Origin of the sequence: Billgrantia endophytica (assembly GCF_002879615.1) — a bacterium.
In the GTDB taxonomy this organism is placed as follows: domain Bacteria; phylum Pseudomonadota; class Gammaproteobacteria; order Pseudomonadales; family Halomonadaceae; genus Halomonas; species Halomonas endophytica.
This window is the reverse complement of sequence record NZ_PNRF01000032.1, coordinates 112930-131835: the sequence shown is the minus strand read 5'-3', so window position 1 is coordinate 131835 and position 18906 is coordinate 112930. Positions and strand designations below refer to the sequence as shown.

The following is an 18906-nucleotide window of genomic DNA, read 5'->3' as shown; positions in this document are numbered from 1 at the left end:
GCCTGCCTACCCCACCGCCCTTTTGCCCGCGTCAGTCCCGCGGCTGGAGAGCCGGGCTCTTGAGATAGCGGAAGAAGTCGCTGGAGGGATCGAGCACCAGCATGTCCTGTTCGCCATCGAAGCTGCTCCGATAGGCGTTCAGACTGCGCCAGAAGCTGAAGAACTCCTGATCCTGACCGTAGGATTCGGAGAAGATGGCGGCCGCTTCGGCATCACCTTCACCACGCAGCGTCTCGGCCCGCTCGGTCGCCTGGGCCAGCAGTACCTGACGGCGACGGTCGGCGTTGGCGCGAATGCGCTCGGCCTCTTCCTGGCCCTGGGCACGCCACTCGCGAGCCTCGCGCTCGCGCTCGGAGCGCATACGGTCATAGACGGCTGCCGATACATCCTCGGGCAGGTCGATCCGCTTGACGCGAATATCCAGGATCGACACCCCCAGCTCCTCGCGCATCAGCTCGTCGAGATCGGCTGTCGGACGGATCATGAGGTCGTCCCGACGCTCGGCAATGATCTGCTGCAGGTCCAGGCGGCCGAACTCGTTACGCAGGCTCTCGTCGACCCGGGGCTGGATCAGCCGGATCGCCATCATCTCATCGCCGGCAGTCGCCTCGTAGTAGCGGGTGGGGTTGATCACCTGCCACTTGACGAAGGAGTCCACGATGACCGCTTTCTGCTCGAGGGTCAGGTAGCGGCTGGTATCGGTATCCAGCGTCAGCACCCGAGTGTCGAACTTTCGCACGGTCTGGGTGATCGGCACCTTGAAATGCAGGCCCGGCTGGATGTTCTCCTCGATGACCTCACCGAAGCGCAACTTGACGGCACGTTCGGTCTCGTCGACCACATAGAGGCTGTTGCTGGCCAACCAGGCAACGGCGGCCAGGCTGCCCACGATGATCAGGGAACGGTTGTTAATCATTTAGCGGCCCTCCCTGCGGATACCACTGGCGTTACTGCCCTGCGTCGACGATGTCGTGCGAAGTCTCTCGAGCACGCGCGGATCCAGTTCACCACTCTCGCCGCGGGCTCCGTCGCCGTCACCTTCGCCACTCGCTCCGCCACCAGGGCGCTGGTCGAGCGGCAAATACATCAACGGGCTGTCTTCGCTGACATCGATCAGGACCATCGGCGTCTTGCCGAAGACCTCGGTGATGGTATCGAGATAGAGACGCTCACGCATGATTTCCGGAGCGGTCTGATACTGGGTCAGCAGCGCATTGAAGCGGTTGACCTGACCCTGAGCCTCGGCGACGACGGACTCACGATACCCCTGGCCCTGTTCGACCAGGCGCTGAGCCTGACCCTGGGCAGCCGGGATGATGGCATTGGCATAGGCCATCCCTTCGTTGATCGTCCGCTGGCGATCCTCACGAGCCCGGATGACGTCATCGAAGGCATCGATGACCGGCGCCGGCGCCGAGGTGGACTCGATGTTGATGGTCTGCAGGCGAATCCCCGTACCATAGCTGTCGAGGTAGGTCTGCAGGCGGCTTGCCACGGAGCTGCCGAGAATCTCACGACCCGAGGTCAGGATCTCGATCATGTCCGTCCCGCCAACCACGTGACGCAGCGCCGAATCCAGCGCGTTCTCTATGGAAAGCTGCGGATTGCGCACATTGAGCACGAAGTCGCGTGGGTTGTTCACCTGATACTGGGCCGATATCTCGACTTCGACGATGTTCTCGTCACGGGTCAGCATCGACTGGGTCTGAGTCAGCGAGCGAACGCGGGTCACGTTGACCATCCGCACGTCATCGATCAGCGGCGGGTTCCAATGCAGGCCAGGGGTGACTATTTCCTGAAACTTGCCGAAGCGAAGCACCACGCCCCGTTCAGCCTGGTCGACCAGATAGAAGCCCATGGCTCCCCAGATCGCCAGGGCAATGACGAGCAGCAGCCCAGGCAAGGCAAGGGTATTGCGTGGCTTGCCACTGCCTCCCTGGCCCCCACGACCGCCTCCCTTGCCGCCACGACCGCCCAACATGCTGTTGAGCTTGTCCTGAAACTTCTTCAGGGCCTCGTCAAGGTCGGGAGGCCCCTGTTTGCCACCACGGTTTCCGCCGCCGTTTCCGTTTCCGCCGCCGCGTCGCCCCCCACCGCTCCAAGGGTCGTGCTGGTTGCCGCCACCAGGCTCATTCCAAGCCATACGTCTTCTCCACTCTGCGTTGCCCCCCCGCCACCAGCCAGGCCAGCGAAGGAGTCGGTTGCCATCCTGTCGACGCCATTGGCGTCGTGGCCCGTTCTGTTATTGCGAATCGGTTCATTGCGAAATCGGTTCGATACCTGCGCGACCTGCCATCGCGAGGCTGCGTCTTGCAGCGCCCCCAGTGACCAGCCGTCTGGTCGTCACTCCTCCCAGACAGGACGCTCACACAGCTCAGGCGGAAGATAGTCTTCTGCCCGCTCACCCAACCGCGCCATCAACTGCAGGAAATCGCGGCGAGGCAACCGGATGCCGAGTCGAATCATGCCCTCTTCATCGAAGCCCTCTTCCCGCACGGCATCCAGCTCGTGCAGTCCCGCCCGCAGGCGCCCCTGTTCCGGCGACAGGACCAGAGGGAAGTCGATCACGTCATTGGCCAGGCACTCCGACAGCGCCTGGGCCAACAGGTCGAGACCACGCCCCTTCTGGGCCGACAGCCAGACCGCCTCGGGACGACCGTGACCATCGCGTTCGATACGAGGGGCACTGTCGAGCAGATCGATCTTGTTCATGACCTTGAGCATCGGCACATCGAGCGCGCCGATCTCGTCAAGTACACCCTCGACCTGCGTCACGTTGAGATCGCGATCCGGGTCGGCCGCATCGATCACATGCACCAGAAGCGTGGCTTCGGCGGCCTCCTGCAGGGTAGCCCGGAAGGCCTCCACCAGCTTGTGCGGCAAGTGTCGGATGAAACCCACGGTGTCAGCCAGCACAACAGGCCCCACATCGCCGATTTCCAGGCGCCGCAGCGTCGGGTCGAGGGTAGCGAACAGCTGATCTGCCGTATAGACCTTCGACTCGGTCAAGGCGTTGAATAGCGTTGACTTGCCGGCGTTGGTATAGCCGACAAGGGAAACGCTGGGAATCTCCGCCCGGGCTCTGGCGCGACGATTCTGGGAACGCTGACTGCGCACCTTGTCGAGGCGCTTGTGGATGGCCTTGATACGCGCCCGCAACAGCCGGCGGTCGGTCTCCAGCTGGGTTTCGCCGGGTCCACGCAGGCCGATCCCCCCCTTCTGACGCTCCAGGTGAGTCCAACCCCGAATCAGGCGAGTGGACATGTACTCCAGTTGGGCCAGCTCGACTTGAAGCTTGCCTTCATGGGTACGCGCCCGCTGGGCAAAGATATCGAGGATGAGGCCCGTTCGATCCAGCACACGACACTTGAGCACACGCTCCAGATTGCGCTCCTGGGAGGGACTGAGGGCATGGTTGAAGATCACCAGTTCGGCACCGTGAATGCTCAGCGCTTCACGCAGCTCTTCGACCTTGCCGCTCCCGATGAAGGTGCGTGAATCGGGCCGATGCCGACTGCCACTCAACAGCGTTGCCGACTCGGCACCTGCGGAACGCACCAGCTCCAGGAACTCGCCTGGGTCCTCGCGTTCGCGTTCATCCTGAAAATCCACATGAACCAGTACTGCCGTTTCACCGGCATCGGGACGTTCAAAAAACAATCAGTATCCTCACACGTTTGATTCCGGCTGGGCAGCAGGATCCTGAGGTGGCAGACGCACGTTGCGCGACGGAACCACGGTGGAAATGGCATGCTTGTAGACCATCTGGCTAACGGTATTGCGCAGCAGAATGACGAACTGATCGAAGGACTCGATCTGTCCCTGCAGCTTGATGCCGTTGACCAGGAAAATCGATACCGGAATGCGCTCCTTGCGCAGAATATTCAGGTACGGGTCTTGAAGGGACTGCCCTTTGGACATGTTACCTCTCCCTAAAACGTTCTCATGAGGGGTGGAAGTTGTGTTCTTGGGTTGTTTGCCAGCGCGGCATGTCACCATACCGGCTCGGGGCGGTCACCCGGCCACTTGAAGACAACATCTTACGCTAAGAGCCGAATTCGCGCACGAACTTCAGGACGTCGCCCAACGCATCGCCACACTGGGTATCGACCCAGCGCAGCTCCGGCCAGTTGCGAAGCCATGTCAATTGGCGCTTGGCCAACTGCCGCGTCGCCACGACAGTTCGATGGCGCAAGTGAGCCCTGTCTCCGCTGGCATCCAGATACTCCCATACCTGGCGATACCCCACGCTTTTCATGGACGGCAGGCCAGGATGCAGGTCGCCACGGGCCCTGAGCGCCGCTACCTCCTCGATCAGGCCGGCCGTCAACATGGCATCGAAACGGTCGGCAATACGAGCATGCAGGAGGCCGCGATCGGATGGCGCGATACCTATCGACAGCAATTTCCACGGAAAGGTTTCAGGACGTTGCCGATGCCATAGCTCGGTCAAGGTCAGACCACTGGCCCGAAAGACTTCCAGGGCGCGCATCAGCCGCTGGGGATCATTGGGGTGAATGCGTCGAGCCGCTTCCGGATCGATGCGGCTGAGCTCGTCGTGCAGGGCGACGAGCCCGCCCCGCTCCACTTCCCTTGCCAACTCGGCCCGTATCGCCGGATCGGCCGAAGGCAGGTTGGCGACTCCCTCGATCAGGCGCTTGGCGTACATCATGGTGCCGCCCACCAGGAGCGGCACCCGGCCCGCTGCGGTGATTTGTCGCATCTCACGCAGGGCATCTTCACGAAAGGAGGCCGCCGAATAGGATTCCGCCGGATCACGAATATCGATCAGTCGATGCGGCGCCCGGGCCAGCTCCCGGGGGGAAGGCTTGGCACTGCCGATATCCATGCCGCGATAGACCATGGCCGAATCCATGCTGATCAGCTCACAGTCGAGCCGCTCATGCAGTTCAATGGCCAGATCGGTCTTGCCGGCGGCAGTGGGGCCCATCAGCAGGATGGCCAGGGGGCGATCGTCAGACATTCCACATATCCGGTTACGGCGCTCTCTCACTGGCCGCGCAGGAAAAGGCGGTCCAGTTCCTTGAGCGACATCTCGGTCCAGGTGGGGCGGCCATGATTGCACTGGCCGCTACGCTCGGTGCGCTCCATGTCGCGCAGCAGGGCGTTCATTTCTGCCGTCGTCAGGCGGCGATTGGCCCGTATGCTGCCGTGGCAGGCCATGGTGGCCAGCAACTCGTTGACATGGGCTTCCAGGCGGTCGGAGCGACCATAGCGCTCCAGATCACCCAGCATGTCGCGAACCAACGGTTCCACATCGGCATCCACCAGTAATGCCGGTACCTGGCGCACCAACAGAGTCTCCGGGCCGGCCACATCGAGCTCCACGCCGAAACGCGCAAAGGCTTCCCGTTCGGCCTCGGCGGTGGCGACTTCCGCAGCGCTGGCGGCCAGCGACACCGGCATCAGTAATGGCTGAGCCTCCAGTGCGCCACCGTGCACTTCGGTCTTCATGCGCTCATAGACGATACGCTCGTGGGCGGCATGCATGTCCACTATCACCAGACCCCGCTCGGTCTGGGAGAGAATATAGACACCATGCAGCTGGGCAACGGCATAGCCCAGGGGCGGGGCACGGGTGGCGTCTTCCTCGGGGAGGCCTGGACGAGCCACCAAGGATTCGGCTCCTCCAGGATGCTGCCGTTCGGCCAGGGCCACCTCGGCGGCAGTGCCGCCCGCCCCGGGCGCAGCCGGCCGGGGTGTCAGCAGCTGCGTTTCATGGTCGGGATGGAGAGCCCGATAGCCGTTCATGAAGGCCCGTACGTGGTCTGGCGTGACCCGCTCGCCCTCGCCAGCGGCGCGGTCATGCAGCGCCATCGGCTGCTGCTGCCAGCGCCCCCCGCCTTCACGAACCTCATGCTCGAATCGGCCAGCCTGGTCGTTCGTTGGCGAACCCTCGGCCACTGCGACAGCATGATCGCCCTGCTCGCCAGGACGCGCCTCCGCCAATGCCCGGTGCAAGCTCGAGAACAGGAAGTCGTGCACCATCCGGCCATCGCGGAAACGCACCTCATGCTTGGTAGGATGCACATTGACATCCACGATCAGCGGATCGACTTCCAGATAGAGCACGAAGACCGGATGGCGGCCATGGAACAACACATCCCGGTAGGCCTGACGAATGGCATGAGCCACCAGGCGATCCCGCACCACCCGCCCATTGACGAAGAAATATTGTTGGTCGGCCTGGGCACGGGAGTGGGTAGGCAGCCCGACCCAGCCCCACAGTCGCAGGCTGCCGGCTCCCAGGTCCAGGTGCAGGGCATGCTCCAGGAACCCCTTGCCGAGCAGCGCGCCGATGCGGCGCTCACGGGCCATCGTGTCGATACTGGCGGGCAGTTGGTGAACGATCTTCTGATTGTGCCGAAGCACCCAGGTGATGTCGAAGCGTGACAGGGCCAGGCGGCGGAACGCCTCCTCCACGTGACCATATTCCGTTTTCTCGGTACGCAGGAACTTGCGCCGGGCAGGCGTATTGAAGAAGAGATCCCGCACGGTAACCGATGTACCGCGAGGGTGCGGAGCCGGCGTGACACGCGGTTCCATCTGGCGTCCCTCGACGACGACCCGCCAGCCCCCCTGGGGGTCCTCTGCGGCATTGGCGACCAGCTCCAGGCGCGATACCGAGCAGATCGACGCCAGCGCCTCTCCACGAAAGCCCAGACTGGCCACGCCTTCCAGCTCCTCCAGCGACACGATCTTGCTGGTGGCGTGCCGCGACAGGGCCAGCGGCAGATCGGCTTCGCCGATGCCACTGCCGTCGTCGCGCACCCGAATCAGCCGTGCGCCGCCCGCCTCGATGTCCACCTCGATGCGGCGGCTACCGGCATCGATGGCATTCTCGACCAGTTCCTTGACCACCGAGGCGGGGCGCTCCACCACCTCTCCGGCGGCAATCTGGTTGGCCAGGCGGGGGTCGAGAACCCGAATACGCCGAGCTTCGACCGTAGCGCCCTGATGGTCCGTGCGAGATATCGTCATGAACGCGGAATCCGTAGTACCTGCCCGACACGTATCACGTCGCCATTGAGCTCGTTGGCCTGCTTGAGCCGACCCACGGGTACGCCATGATGCGACGCGATGCCCGACAGCGTGTCGCCGGGCTGGATACGGTACTCGTCCCCGGCAGGGCTGCGCTGATTGTCCCGCTGCCAGGCCAGCAGGCTGGCTGGAGGCGGGTTGCGGCGGAAATGTTCGCTCAGGCCCGCGAAGATCGACTCGGCCAGTTTCTGCTGATGTCCGCCCTCCCGCAGACGCCGCTCCTCTTCGGGGTTGGAAATGAACCCCGTCTCGATCAGCAGCGACGGGATATCCGGCGATTTCAGCACCATGAAGCCTGCCTGCTCCACACGCGAACGGTGCAGCCGATTGACCCGGCCAAGCTGGTCGAGCACCTGGCCGCCGATGGCCAGCGAGTCGTTGAGCGTGGCGGTCATGGTGAGATCGAGCAGTACGCCTCGCAGCACCTCATCCTTGTCGTTCAGCGACAGGTTACCGTCCACGCCGCCAATCAGGTCGGCCTGGTTCTCGCTGGCCGCCAGCCACTGGGCGGTCTCCGAGGTGGCACCACGCTGGGACAGGGCATAGACCGAACTGCCGTTGGGGCGCGGACTGTTGAAGGCATCGGCATGGATCGAGACGAAGAAGTCGGCCTTCTGCTCGCGGGCAATACGGGTACGCTGACGCAAGCCGATGTAGTAGTCCCCGTCCCGGATCATCACGGCACGGAACCCTTCGGCACCGTCCACCAGACGTTGCAGCCGGCGACTGATTTCCATGACCACGTCCTTCTCGCGTGTGCCGCCTGGCCCGATCGCGCCGGGGTCCTCTCCCCCATGGCCGGGATCGATGGCGATAATGATGTCGCGGCGGGGATGCGGCGCCGCCGGCTGGCTCGCCACGGCGGATTCGGCATCCACCCGGGGCGCACTCTCCGCCCCCTCGGAACGCCCGCGGTTGGCGATGATCTCCTGCTCGCGGATCATCGCCTCGATGGGGTCGATGGGATTTTCCACCGCGCTTTCCCCCGGGTACTCCATGTCCACTACCAGGCGATGGCCATACTGATCATTGGGCGGTAGCGTGAAATGGCGCGGCTCGACCTCTCGGGAGAGTTCCAGCACCACCCGCAGGCCATTGCCATCCCGTACCCCGCTGCGCACGGCGGTAATGGCACTGCCATCCAGATTCAGCGCGGAAAGCTCGGTATTGAGACCACTGTCATCAAGGTCGATGACCAGCCGCCGGGGACCGTCGAGAATGAAGACATCGGCCTCGGCATGGCCGGATAGGTCGAAGACCAGGCGGGCATGATCCGGCGCCGCCCAGAGGCGCACATTGTCCACCTGCGCCGCCAGAGCCAGCTTGGGAAACAGCAGTAACGGCAAGAGTGCCAGCATGACCTGGCACCAGCGCCATGAGGGGGCGCCCGGAAAGAGACTCACAGGCAAGTATCGGATCGTCATCACGGTGCTTCGCGTTCCTGCTCGATGATTGCGTCGTCCAGGGTGGCATCCACCGCCAGCGTCGTCAGGACGGCCCGCCCGTGCTCCGAGAAGACCTCCAGGCTGGCGACCCGGCCCGGTTCGTCCAGGCCGAGAGTTATGACAAGGTCCGGTATCGGCAGCCATCCTGCCCCCCGGCTGGGCCACTCGACGATACAAAGGGCATCGTCGGCAAAGAGGTCGCGCCCACCGATGAATTCCAGCTCCTCCGGGTCGCCGAGACGATAGAGGTCGAAATGGTAGAGCCACCTGCCGCCGAACTCATAGGGCTCGACCAGGGTATAGGTGGGGCTCTTGACGGCCCCCGCATGGCCGTATGCCCGCAGGATACCCCGGGTCAGCGTCGTCTTCCCGACACCCAGGTCGCCCTCGAGATAGACACGCCCATGTCCGGCCAGGGCGCGGCCAAGGCACTCGCCGAAGGCGACCTGGGTGTCTTCATCATCGAGTCGCACGCGCATTGCCACTACCTGCCAGGGAATTGGACCCGGAGTTGATCCCGGGATTGACCAGACGTCGTGCATAGGATGCCAGATCAGCAGCCAGCAGACCACGCTCGCCACCATCCCGAGCCGCCAGATCGCCCGCCATCGCGTGTACCAGCACCCCGAGACGGGCGGCATCCTCCAGCCCGATCCCCTGGGCCAGCAGGGCGCCCAGAATTCCCGACAGCACGTCACCCATGCCACCCGAGGCCATGCCGGGGTTACCGTAGGGGCAAACCACCATCCCCTCCGGGCCGACCACGAGGCTACCGGCACCCTTGAGTACCACCACGCCACCGCGACGGCGCTGCAGCTCGCGTGCGGCAGCGGGGCGATCGGCTTCCACCTCTGCTGCGCCGATACCCAGCAGCCGGCCCGCCTCCCCCGGGTGCGGCGTCAGGATCCAGTCATCGCGTCGTTCCCCGGTCCAGCGGCTGGCCAGCAGATTGAGACCGTCGGCATCCACTACCAGGGGTCGCTTCGCCCCCAGCGCCGCCTGCATCATGCCCTGCCCCCAGGGACCTTGCCCCAGGCCCGGCCCTGCCACCACTATGTCGACACGCGCGGGAAGATCACCGAGATCCGCCGCTCCGCGCATGCCATGCACCATGACTTCCGGTCGATGCATCAGGCAGGCCGTGACATGTTCGGGCGCCGTGGCCAGGCTGATCTTGCCGGCCCCCAGGCGAGCGGCCGCCCCGCCGGCCAGCAGTGCCGCCCCACCGAAGCCGGGCGCCCCGCCCAGTACCAGCAGGTGGCCCATGTCTCCCTTGTGCGCATCGCGCCGACGCGGAGGCAGCATGGCCGGGAGCAAGGCGCTGTCGAGCAGCCAAGCCGCTGGCACCAGGTCATGGTGCGCAGCGGCATCGACTCCCAGTGCGCGGAAATGCACCTCTCCGGCCAGGGCCGGGGCTCGGCCGGTATGCAGGCCGATCTTGTCGGCGATGAAGGTTACGGTGCGGGTGGCACGTACCGCGAGGCCAAGCTCCGCCCCCGTGTCCGCGGCCAGCCCCGAGGGAATGTCGATCGCCAGTACCGGAAGGCCGCTGGCATTGACGGCCTCGATGGCCTCGCGAAACGCACCGCGCGCCTCTCCCCCCAGCCCCGTCCCGAGGAGAGCGTCCACCACCACTTCGCCGGTAAGGTTCAGGCCAGGCTGCCAGTCGACCACACCCACGCCGGCAGCCGTCGCCATCTCGGCGGCCCGGGCCGCATCCCCTTCCAGCGTTTCCGTCTTCTTGAGCACGATACGCTGCACGTCCAGCCCGGCCGCCGCAGCCAGCGCCGCCAGGACATGACCGTCGCCACCATTGTTGCCGCCTCCGCACAGCACGGTCAGCCGCCGCACCCCCGGCCAGCGCGACGTGAGGCTCTGCCAGGCAGCCGCGGCGGCACGCTGCATCAGGGCAAAGCCCTCGATTCCGGCGGCAATGGTACGCCGATCGAGTTCCCGCACCTGATCGGCCCGATACAGGGGCCGCAGCAAGGGCTGTGTCTTGTCGGGCTGATTCTCGGACATCCGGTGTCTCCCCTGCGAAGGATGCTTTACCATAGACAAGTGTAAGCTTCATGGCGCTTTCGCCAATCCCCCAGCGCGCATTTACGTGGTTTTTTCTCGATCATGACGCCTCCGGCACCCCTGGACGACACCGAACTCGCCAACCTGGCCGACACCATCAAGACCTGGGGACGAGAACTGGGCTTCCAGCAGGTGGGTATCACCGACATCGACCTGACCGATGACGAGCGCTACCTGCAGCGCTGGCTGGACGCCGGCCATCACGGTGAAATGGGCTTCATGGCCAAGCATGGCACCAGGCGCACACGGCCCGAAGCGCTCATACCCGGCACTGTCCGATTGATCAGCGTACGCCTGGATTACCTGCCCGCCGACGTGGAAAGCGCCAAGGTACTGGGTCAGCCGGAAACGGCCTATGTCTCCCGCTATGCCGTTGGTCGCGACTACCACAAGCTGATGCGCAAGCGGCTGGCCACGCTGGCACAGTGGATCGAAGCCAGGACGGGCCCTTTCGGCTACCGCGCCTTCGTGGACTCGGCACCGGTGATGGAGCGCGCAATCGCCCGCAAGGCGGGGCTCGGCTGGGTGGGGAAGAATGCCATGTTACTCAATCCCAAGGCCGGTTCGCTGTTTTTCCTGGGAGAGCTCTACGTCGACCTGCCGTTGCCGGTGGATCCGCCCTTCGAGGCCGACCATTGCGGCAGCTGCAGCGCATGCCGCACCGCCTGCCCGACGGGCGCCATCGTCGCGGATCGAGTGGTGGATGCCCGGGCCTGCATTTCCTATCTCACCATCGAGCTGTTCGGCGCCATTCCCGAGCAATACCGTGAGGCCATGGGCAATCGGGTATTCGGCTGCGACGACTGCCAGCTGGTCTGCCCCTTCACTCGCTTCGCCCGCGCCACACGGGAAGCGGACTTCGCGCCGCGCCACGACCTCGACCGGGCCAGCCTGGTCTCGCTGTTCGGCTGGGGCGAGGAGGAGTTCCTCGACAAGACCGCCGGCAGCCCGATACGGCGCATCGGCTATGAGCGCTGGCTGCGCAACCTGGCGGTGGGGCTGGGCAACGCCCCATGGAGCGAGGCTGTGGAAGCCGCCTTGATGGCGCGCCTGTCCTACCCCTCCGATCTGGTGCGCGAGCACGTGCGCTGGGCGCTCGGGCGGCAGCGGGAAAAGCGTGGCAGGCTGATTGCCAGCCAGGGCTAGGGAACGCCGGCATCTGAGTGTACGTCGGAGCCTGTATACTCGCTTGCGCCGTGACGAAACCCCGACGCTTCGCGAGCCGAGCGACGCGCCGGGCTAGAACAAGGTCCCTCTTGCTAGCCCTAAATCGACATCCCGGTCGATTTGCGCGACTCGGCTCGCTCGCATCGGCGTCCCGGCTAAATCGCTCACATGACAGCTCCGACTCCTTCCATCTGACGACTGGGTCAGACTTTCCTCTCACTCCTCCTCGTCACGCTCACTGCCCGCCAGCCGCAGGAACGTATTGCGATAGTGGGCCAGCTCGGCCAGCGACTCGCGGATATCGTCCAGCGCCTGGTGCGTATTGCGCTTGCTGAAGCCGGCCAGCGCGCCCGGGTTCCAACGCTTGGCCAGTTCCTTCAGCGTCGAGACGTCCAGGTTGCGGTAGTGGAAGAAGGCCAGCAGCCCGGGCATCTCGCGTTCGAGGAAGCGCCGGTCCTGGTGCACGCTGTTGCCGCACATCGGTGACGAACCCGGGGTCACGTGGGCCTTGAGAAAGTCGAGGGTACGTCGCTCGGCCTCGGCAGTGTCGATGCGGCTCTGCTTGACCCGCTCGACCAGGCCCGACTCGCCATGGGTCTTCTGGTTCCAGTCGTCCATCGCCGCCAGCAACCCATCGGGCTGATGGACGGCGAGCACCGGGCCCTCGGCGATGAGGTTGAGGTCGTTATCGGTGAGCAGGGTGGCCACCTCGATGATACGCTCGCGCTCCGGGTCCAGCCCGGTCATTTCAAGATCGATCCACACCAGCAGGTCCTGGCGTGGTTCAGGGGAATCGGTCATTGGGAGCTCCAGAAAAACGGGCACAGCACGACAGGCCAGGCCACGCTGGTTACAATGCCATCATTGTAACGATTTTCGGGCCCTCATGAGCAAACGCAAGTTGAGCCGCCAGCAGCGCTGGCGTATCGAGAAGGTACAAGCCGAACGCGCTCGTCGCGCCGAACAGCGGGGTGACGAGGATTCCCGGAAACTCGCTGCCGGCGAGTACGGTCCCGAGCAACCCGGGCGCGTCATCGCCCATTTCGGGCGTACCCTGGATGTTCGCGCCGACAGCGGCGGCGACCCGGTGCGCTGTCACCTGCGCGCCAACCTCGAAGGCCTGGTGACCGGCGACCGTGTGATCTGGCGCGCGACCCATGATCCTGCCGGGCATGTCGTCGAAGGCGTTGTCGTGGCCCGCTCGGAACGCCAGAGTGTCCTGGAGCGCCCCGACGCCCGAGGCCAGTTGAAGCCGGTTGCCGCCAATATCGATCAGATCCTGATCGTCTTCGCCGTGGAGCCCGCCCCCCATCCCAACTTGATCGATCGCTACCTGGTGGCCGCCGAAGCCACTGGCATCGACCCGACGCTGGTACTCAACAAGATCGACCTGCTGCCGAAGGACGGTGGCGAATTGATGGCGCTGCTCAACCGCTACGAGGCATTGGGATACCCGGTAGTGGCGACCACCACGGCACGGGAGAATGGCCTCGCCGCCCTTCATGACCGCCTGGCCGGACGCACCTCGGTCTTCGTCGGTCAGAGCGGCGTAGGCAAGTCATCCCTCATCGATCGTCTGCTCCCCGGCGAGGCGCTTCGCATCGGGGCGCTGTCGAAGGATTCGCGCAAGGGTACCCATACCACCACCACGGCGCGACTCTACGACCTGCCGACTGCCGAAAACGCCGAATTGATCGACTCCCCCGGAATTCGTGAATTCGGGCTGATGCACCTGGACGAACAGCAGGTCACCGAAGGCTTCATCGAGTTTCGCGAACTGCTCGGGCGCTGTCGATTCCGCGATTGTCGCCACCGGCAGGAGCCGGGCTGCGCAGTGCTCGAAGCCGTGAAGCGAGGGGACATCCATCCCGAACGTTTTGACAGTTACCGCCGCATCGTCGACAGCCTCAACGAAGCCTGAGCCATGACGAGATCTGAGGTAGAGTGAAAGCGACCCGACGCAGGCCGGTGTCAAGGCTGGAACCAAGGCTGAAAATAAGGAGAGTGCCATGAGCTCTGAAGAGAATCTGTTGCCGCTGATCGTCGAGCCCGAACAGCTTGCCGAGCATCTGGACGATCCTCAGCTGCTGATCATCGACGTGCCGATAAAGGCTGACAGCCATGGCGAGGGGCATGTCCCGGGCGCCGTGTTTCTCGACTTTCGCAAGCTGATGCGTGGTGAAGGCGATGTCCCCTGCGAGGTGCCAGCCACAGACGCGCTCTCGCATCTCTTCTCGTCACTCGGCCTGACACGGGATACCCATGTGGTGGCCTATGACGATGAGGGCGGGGGCTGGGCCGGACGCCTGCTGTGGACCCTGGAGCTGATCGGGCATACCCGCTACTCCTATCTCAACGGCGGTATCCACGCCTGGCGCCATGCCGGTCAGCCCATCTCGACCGAATCGCGCTCCCCCATCCCCAGCGATTACGAGGCCGACATCCTGCACCCCGAGGTGGCCATCGATCGCAGCGAGATCCTGGAGCGCCTGGGGGAGAAGGGCTTCGCTGTCTGGGACGCTCGCTCCCGGGCCGAGTATGACGGGGAGAAAGGCGACAACAGGCGGCTCGGACATATTCCCGGCGCGGTGAACATGGAATGGACCGCTGCCATGGACCAGGAGCGCGCCTTGCGTATCCGCGACTATGCGGAGCTGATCACCGAGCTGGGAGCCCTGGGTCTGACACCGGACATGGAAGTGGTCACTCACTGCCAGAGCCATCACCGCAGCGGCTTCACCTGGCTGGTGGGCAAGGCGCTGGGATTCGAGAAGATGCGTGGCTACGCCGGCTCCTGGAAGGAGTGGGGCAACCGCGACGATACGCCGATAGAGAAGTAAGGCAAACCAACCAATCCCGCAACGGAACCACTACCTTGTCTCTCGCCAAGTGCTTCGCCCTGATCCAGTACCCCGTTCCCCACCATCTGCTCTCGCGCCTGGTGGGCAAGCTCGCCGAATGTCGCCAGCCCTGGCTGAAGAACGCCTTGATCCGCGCCTTCATCAAGCGGTTCAAGGTCGACATGCGCGAGGCCGTCGAGCCCGATCCCACGGCCTATGCCACCTTCAATGACTTCTTCACCCGAAAACTGAAGCCGGATGCCAGACCCCTCGGTGAAGGGCTGCTCTGCCCCGCCGACGGAACCCTGTCCCAGTTCGGCGCCATCGAGGCGGACCGGCTGTTGCAGGCCAAGGGGCACCGCTTCTCCATGGCCGACCTGCTCGGCGGCGACGAGGAAGCGGCCAGGCGCTACCGGGGTGGCAGTTATGCCAACATCTATCTTTCGCCCAGGGACTATCACCGGGTGCACATGCCGCTGGGCGGCTCCCTGACCGAGATGGTCTACGTGCCGGGGCGACTGTTCTCGGTCAATGCGGCCACCACCGACCACGTGCCCAACCTGTTCGCCCGCAACGAGCGCCTGGTGTGCCATTTCGATACCGAGCACGGCCGCATGGTGGTGGTACTGGTCGGGGCGATGATCGTGGCCGCCATCGAAACCGTCTGGGCAGGACAGATTACGCCGCTCTCGGGGCAGGTGCAGCGCATCCGCTTCGATACCCCGGTACGCCTCGAACGTGGCGAGGAGATGGGACGCTTCAAGCTCGGCTCCACCGTGGTGATGGCTTTCGCCGGCCCGGTCGGCTTCGACGACACCCTGGCGCCCAAGACCAAGGTGACCATGGGCCAGTCGTTGGGCGGCTTTCCCTCCCTGGCGCTCATTGAACGATGATGCCCAGGTGGTGAATCAGCAGTTGGGCGTGGCGAAGGCCATCACCTCCGCCACGCTCTGCTTGCCCAACGCCAGTTGGATCAGCCGGTCCAAGCCCAGCGCGACCCCACAGCCCGCCGGCATGCCGTATTCGAGGGCCGCCAGCAGGCGCTCGTCGATATCGACCTCGGCAAACCCCAGCCGGCGGCGCTCGGCATTGTCTTCCTCGAAGCGCATGCGCTGTTCACCGGCATCGATGAGCTCATCATAGCCGTTGGCCAGTTCCAGTCCCTGCGCATAGACCTCGAAGCGCGAGGCGACCCACTCGCCATCCTCCGGGTCGCGATGACGACGCGCCAGGGCCGCCTGGCTAGCCGGGTAGTCCACCACCACCTCCTGTCCGTCACGACCCAGTGTCGGCTCGATGACCAGGCTCATCAGCAGGTCCAGACAGGTATCGCGCGGCGCTTCCGCCATGTCGAGCCCACCGCGCTCACCGGCCAGGCGGCGCAGGTCGCTCAGCGGCGCATGGAAGGGGTCGATATGGAGCGCCGCGCGAAACAGCTCGCGGTAGCGGCGCCGCCGAAGCGGACCAGATGCGCCTGGCAGGATCGTGTGAATCAGTGCCGCCGTCTCGTCGATCAGCTCGTTGAGCACGAAGCCCGGCCGATACCATTCCAGCATGGTGAACTCGAGGTTGTGGCGTCGCCCCACCTCGCCGTCGCGAAAGCTCTTCGCCAGCTGGAAGATCGGCCCGCTACCGGCGGCGAGCAACCGCTTCATGGAGAACTCCGGCGAAGTGATCAGCCACAGCCGCTCACGCCCGGCCGGCGTATCCGCCTGGCAGGAGAGCGAGGCCAGGTGCACATCGGTACTGCCACCATGGCCAAGAACCGGCGTCTCGACCTCCAGCACATCCCGCCCGGCGAAGAACGCCCGCACCTGGGCCAGTAGCCGCGCCCGCTCGCGCAGCGTCTCGATACTCGCCGTGGGCTGCCAGTCGGTTGCCATGACACTTTCTCCAGAACGACGAAAGCCACGCCGGAAAAGCGTAGCCTTCGTGGGTTGCTGTCTCGTCGGAAACAGGCACGGAGCCGTGGCTTCCCCAGTGCCAAGGCTATCGCGGATACGCCAAGCGAGGGGAATTGGGGACAAGCCGAAGAGGAGGTCCTACGCCAGGGATGACATCGGTAGCGTACAGGGAAGTGTTCACAGCGCCTCCTCACAGGCTTGTCGCCAGACCGGCCCCGAGCGATGGAAGCTATCTGCGATAGCCTATCCCCGGCGCCGCTAGCCTTGGAGGATCTTCCCTCAAGCGCGGCTGACATAATCCCCGGAGCGGGTATCGACTTTCAGCACCTCGCCCTGGTTGATGAACAGCGGAACGCGAACCACGGCACCGGAAGAGAGGGTTGCCGGCTTGGAGCCGCCCTGAGCGGTGTCGCCCTTGAGTCCCGGGTCGGTCTCGACCACTTCCAGCTCGATGAAGTTGGGCGGGGTGACGCTGATGGCATTGTCGTTCCACAGGGTCACGGTGTAGGCCACCTGCTCCTTGAGCCACTTGGCCGTGTCGCCGAGGGCCTTCTTCTCGACCGCATACTGCTCGAAGGAACCGTCGGTCTTCATGAAGTACCACATGTCCCCGTCGGAGTAGAGATACTCCATCTCCAGGTCCATCACGTCCGCGCCCTCAAGGGATTCGCCGGACTTGAAGGTGCGCTCCCAGACACGGCCGGTGATCAGGTTGCGCAGCTTGACCCGGTTGAAGGCCTGGCCCTTGCCCGGCTTGACGAATTCGTTCTCGACGATCGCGCAGGGGTCGCCATCCAGCATCACCTTCAGCCCGCCCTTGAATTCGTTGGTAGAATAGTTCGCCATATTGCCTCGCAGGATCGAGCGCGTCGCAGCTCGATCTGGACGCGCGAATACGGAATCGACGAGGAGTCATCCCCTCGTCCCTATGTGACTGGTGTGCCACATGATAACCCGAAGCCCCTCCGTTTTGCAGAGCCAGGAATCGACACACCCCGACGTGACGCCCTTGGCCCTGCAGTCGGCCTGGCAGGCCCAGCTGTCGCAGGCCATCCGCGACCCGGGGGAACTGTGTCGCCGCCTGGGCCTCGATGGCGGCTGGCTTCCCGGCGCCGAGCGAGGCCACTCCCTGTTCGAGGTGCGGGTGCCGGAGGCCTTTCTGTCCCGCATGCGCCCCGGAGACCCACAGGACCCCCTGCTGCGCCAGGTACTGCCGCTGGCTGCCGAAGGCGAGGTGGTCCGGGGCTACGTATCCGACCCCCTGGCGGAAGCCGACCACACTCCCGGGCGAGGCCTGATCCACAAGTACGCCGGGCGCGTCCTGCTGATCGCCAGCCCCGCCTGTGCCGTGAACTGCCGCTACTGCTTCCGCCGCCACTTTCCCTACGGCGAGAACACACCCTCCCGCACCCAGTGGGAAGACTCTCTCGAGTATCTGCGTGACGACGTCTCGATCACCGAAGCCATTCTCTCCGGTGGTGACCCGCTGGCCGCCAGCGACCGCCAACTGGCATGGCTGGCGGAACGCCTCGCCGCCATTCCCCACCTGAAACGGCTGCGCCTTCACACTCGGCTGCCGGTGGTGATCCCCGACCGGGTCGACGACGCCCTGCTCCACTGGCTCTCCACCACCCGCCTGCAGAAGGTGGTGGTGTTGCACATCAACCATGCCAACGAGATCGATGACGCCGTGGCGGCGGCCTGCGAGCGCCTGAAAGGCGCTGGCGTGACCCTGCTCAACCAGAGCGTGCTGCTGCGCGGTGTCAACGACTCGGTCGAGACGCTGGCCAACCTCTCCGAGCGGCTCTTCGAAGCCGGCGTCCTGCCCTACTACCTGCACGTGCTCGACCCGGTGGCGGGGGCCGCCCACTTCGACGTGACAGACGAAGAGGCCCGCGAACTGATCGCGGGCCTGAGGGGGCAACTGCCTGGTTTCCTGATGCCCCGCCTGGTGCGTGAGATCCCCGGCGAAGCCAGCAAGACGCCACTTTGACGCCACTAACCACCAGGATGGTGCGCATGCGACAAGTGCGCACCATCTTGAAACACCGATGCCGAGTCGCGATTGCCCACCGGCGCCTCGCACTCCCTCAATGCCCTGTTTTCACGATTATTACCTCATGACCGGCCCTATTCTTGCCTCACATTGCATGATATGGGGTATCGGCAGCTTTGGCTGCCAGACAATTCGGTTTCCAATGGACGGCTAGGGTTCCGGTCGCATCAAGTAAGCCCCCAGATGCGGCGCCAGGTCCGAGAGCCGTCGACCCGGCATCAGCGGGGAAGTGTTCCGTCACGGACGTTCCTCACAGATGCAAGGTTACACGGCGGGAGAAAAGCCCGGGAGGATAAGGTGCAGTTGCTGCGCCGATGCCCCCCTAGCTCGCTCCCAACCGTTTGGAGACT

17 protein-coding genes and 1 riboswitch are annotated in these 18906 nt (G+C 64.6%); of the genes, 5 read left to right on the top strand and 12 right to left on the bottom strand.

Annotated elements, in window-relative coordinates:
* Nucleotides 1–31: 31 nt before the first annotated feature.
* The 9 genes from hflC to C1H69_RS16065 form a co-directional block, all read right to left on the bottom strand.
* Nucleotides 32–916 (bottom strand): protease modulator HflC, encoded by an 885-nt coding sequence (gene hflC / locus C1H69_RS16105; protein WP_102654396.1) that lies wholly within the window; start codon nucleotides 914–916, stop codon nucleotides 32–34.
* The gene (gene hflK / locus C1H69_RS16100) at nucleotides 917–2143 is read right to left on the bottom strand and encodes an FtsH protease activity modulator HflK (protein WP_102654395.1); all 1227 of its coding nucleotides are present in this window, start codon (nucleotides 2141–2143) and stop codon (nucleotides 917–919) included.
* A 200-nt stretch (nucleotides 2144–2343) separates the two neighbouring features.
* Nucleotides 2344–3660 (bottom strand): ribosome rescue GTPase HflX, encoded by a 1317-nt coding sequence (gene hflX / locus C1H69_RS16095; protein WP_102654394.1) that lies wholly within the window; start codon nucleotides 3658–3660, stop codon nucleotides 2344–2346.
* A gap of 9 nt (nucleotides 3661–3669) precedes the next feature.
* A complete protein-coding gene (gene hfq, locus C1H69_RS16090) occupies nucleotides 3670–3921 on the bottom strand; it encodes an RNA chaperone Hfq (protein ID WP_066445437.1) in 252 nt (83 codons plus the stop codon).
* 124 nt (nucleotides 3922–4045) lie between these two features.
* Nucleotides 4046–4984, bottom strand: a complete 939-nt coding sequence (gene miaA / locus C1H69_RS16085; protein ID WP_102654393.1) for a tRNA (adenosine(37)-N6)-dimethylallyltransferase MiaA — start codon at nucleotides 4982–4984, stop codon at nucleotides 4046–4048.
* A gap of 26 nt (nucleotides 4985–5010) precedes the next feature.
* Nucleotides 5011–7002 carry a DNA mismatch repair endonuclease MutL gene (gene mutL, locus C1H69_RS16080; protein ID WP_102654392.1) on the bottom strand — a complete coding sequence of 664 codons (1992 nt, stop codon included), beginning with the start codon at nucleotides 7000–7002 and terminating at the stop codon, nucleotides 5011–5013.
* Complete coding sequence (locus C1H69_RS16075; RefSeq protein WP_102654391.1) at nucleotides 6999–8420, bottom strand: N-acetylmuramoyl-L-alanine amidase; 1422 nt, start codon at nucleotides 8418–8420, stop codon at nucleotides 6999–7001. The genes mutL and C1H69_RS16075 overlap by 4 nt, the downstream gene beginning before the upstream one ends.
* A gap of 65 nt (nucleotides 8421–8485) precedes the next feature.
* Entirely contained in the window at nucleotides 8486–8986 is a 501-nt protein-coding gene (gene tsaE / locus C1H69_RS16070; RefSeq protein ID WP_102654390.1) for a tRNA (adenosine(37)-N6)-threonylcarbamoyltransferase complex ATPase subunit type 1 TsaE, read from the bottom strand.
* Nucleotides 8967–10529 carry an NAD(P)H-hydrate dehydratase gene (locus C1H69_RS16065; protein ID WP_102654389.1) on the bottom strand — a complete coding sequence of 521 codons (1563 nt, stop codon included), beginning with the start codon at nucleotides 10527–10529 and terminating at the stop codon, nucleotides 8967–8969. The genes tsaE and C1H69_RS16065 overlap by 20 nt, the downstream gene beginning before the upstream one ends.
* A gap of 102 nt (nucleotides 10530–10631) precedes the next feature.
* Between C1H69_RS16065 and queG the strand changes: the two genes are divergently transcribed.
* Entirely contained in the window at nucleotides 10632–11735 is a 1104-nt protein-coding gene (gene queG, locus C1H69_RS16060) for a tRNA epoxyqueuosine(34) reductase QueG (protein ID WP_102654388.1), read from the top strand.
* Nucleotides 11736–11972: 237 nt separating this feature from the next.
* On the opposite strand, the gene orn is transcribed toward queG, so the two are convergent.
* The gene (gene orn, locus C1H69_RS16055) at nucleotides 11973–12557 is read right to left on the bottom strand and encodes an oligoribonuclease (RefSeq protein WP_102654387.1); all 585 of its coding nucleotides are present in this window, start codon (nucleotides 12555–12557) and stop codon (nucleotides 11973–11975) included.
* A gap of 85 nt (nucleotides 12558–12642) precedes the next feature.
* Between orn and rsgA the strand changes: the two genes are divergently transcribed.
* The 3 genes from rsgA to asd all read left to right on the top strand — a co-directional run bounded on the left by rsgA (nucleotide 12643) and on the right by asd (nucleotide 15489).
* The gene (gene rsgA / locus C1H69_RS16050; protein ID WP_102654386.1) at nucleotides 12643–13677 is read left to right on the top strand and encodes a small ribosomal subunit biogenesis GTPase RsgA; all 1035 of its coding nucleotides are present in this window, start codon (nucleotides 12643–12645) and stop codon (nucleotides 13675–13677) included.
* Nucleotides 13678–13765: 88 nt separating this feature from the next.
* On the top strand, nucleotides 13766–14596 hold the full coding sequence (locus tag C1H69_RS16045; RefSeq protein WP_102654385.1) for a sulfurtransferase: 831 nt from the start codon (nucleotides 13766–13768) through the stop codon (nucleotides 14594–14596).
* A 35-nt stretch (nucleotides 14597–14631) separates the two neighbouring features.
* Nucleotides 14632–15489: an archaetidylserine decarboxylase gene (asd, locus tag C1H69_RS16040; protein ID WP_102654384.1), complete on the top strand. Its 858-nt coding sequence runs from the start codon at nucleotides 14632–14634 to the stop codon at nucleotides 15487–15489.
* Between the two features lie 15 nt (nucleotides 15490–15504).
* Here asd and epmA read toward each other — a convergent pair whose 3' ends face one another.
* Nucleotides 15505–16479 (bottom strand): EF-P lysine aminoacylase EpmA, encoded by a 975-nt coding sequence (epmA, locus tag C1H69_RS16035; RefSeq protein WP_102654383.1) that lies wholly within the window; start codon nucleotides 16477–16479, stop codon nucleotides 15505–15507.
* Between the two features lie 300 nt (nucleotides 16480–16779).
* Nucleotides 16780–17346 (bottom strand): elongation factor P, encoded by a 567-nt coding sequence (efp, locus tag C1H69_RS16030; RefSeq protein WP_102654382.1) that lies wholly within the window; start codon nucleotides 17344–17346, stop codon nucleotides 16780–16782.
* Nucleotides 17347–17446: 100 nt separating this feature from the next.
* Between efp and epmB the strand changes: the two genes are divergently transcribed.
* Complete coding sequence (gene epmB, locus C1H69_RS16025; RefSeq protein WP_102654381.1) at nucleotides 17447–18493, top strand: EF-P beta-lysylation protein EpmB; 1047 nt, start codon at nucleotides 17447–17449, stop codon at nucleotides 18491–18493.
* Nucleotides 18494–18695: 202 nt separating this feature from the next.
* Nucleotides 18696–18849, top strand: a riboswitch (guanidine-I (ykkC/yxkD leader).
* The last annotated feature ends 57 nt before the right edge of the window (nucleotides 18850–18906 follow it).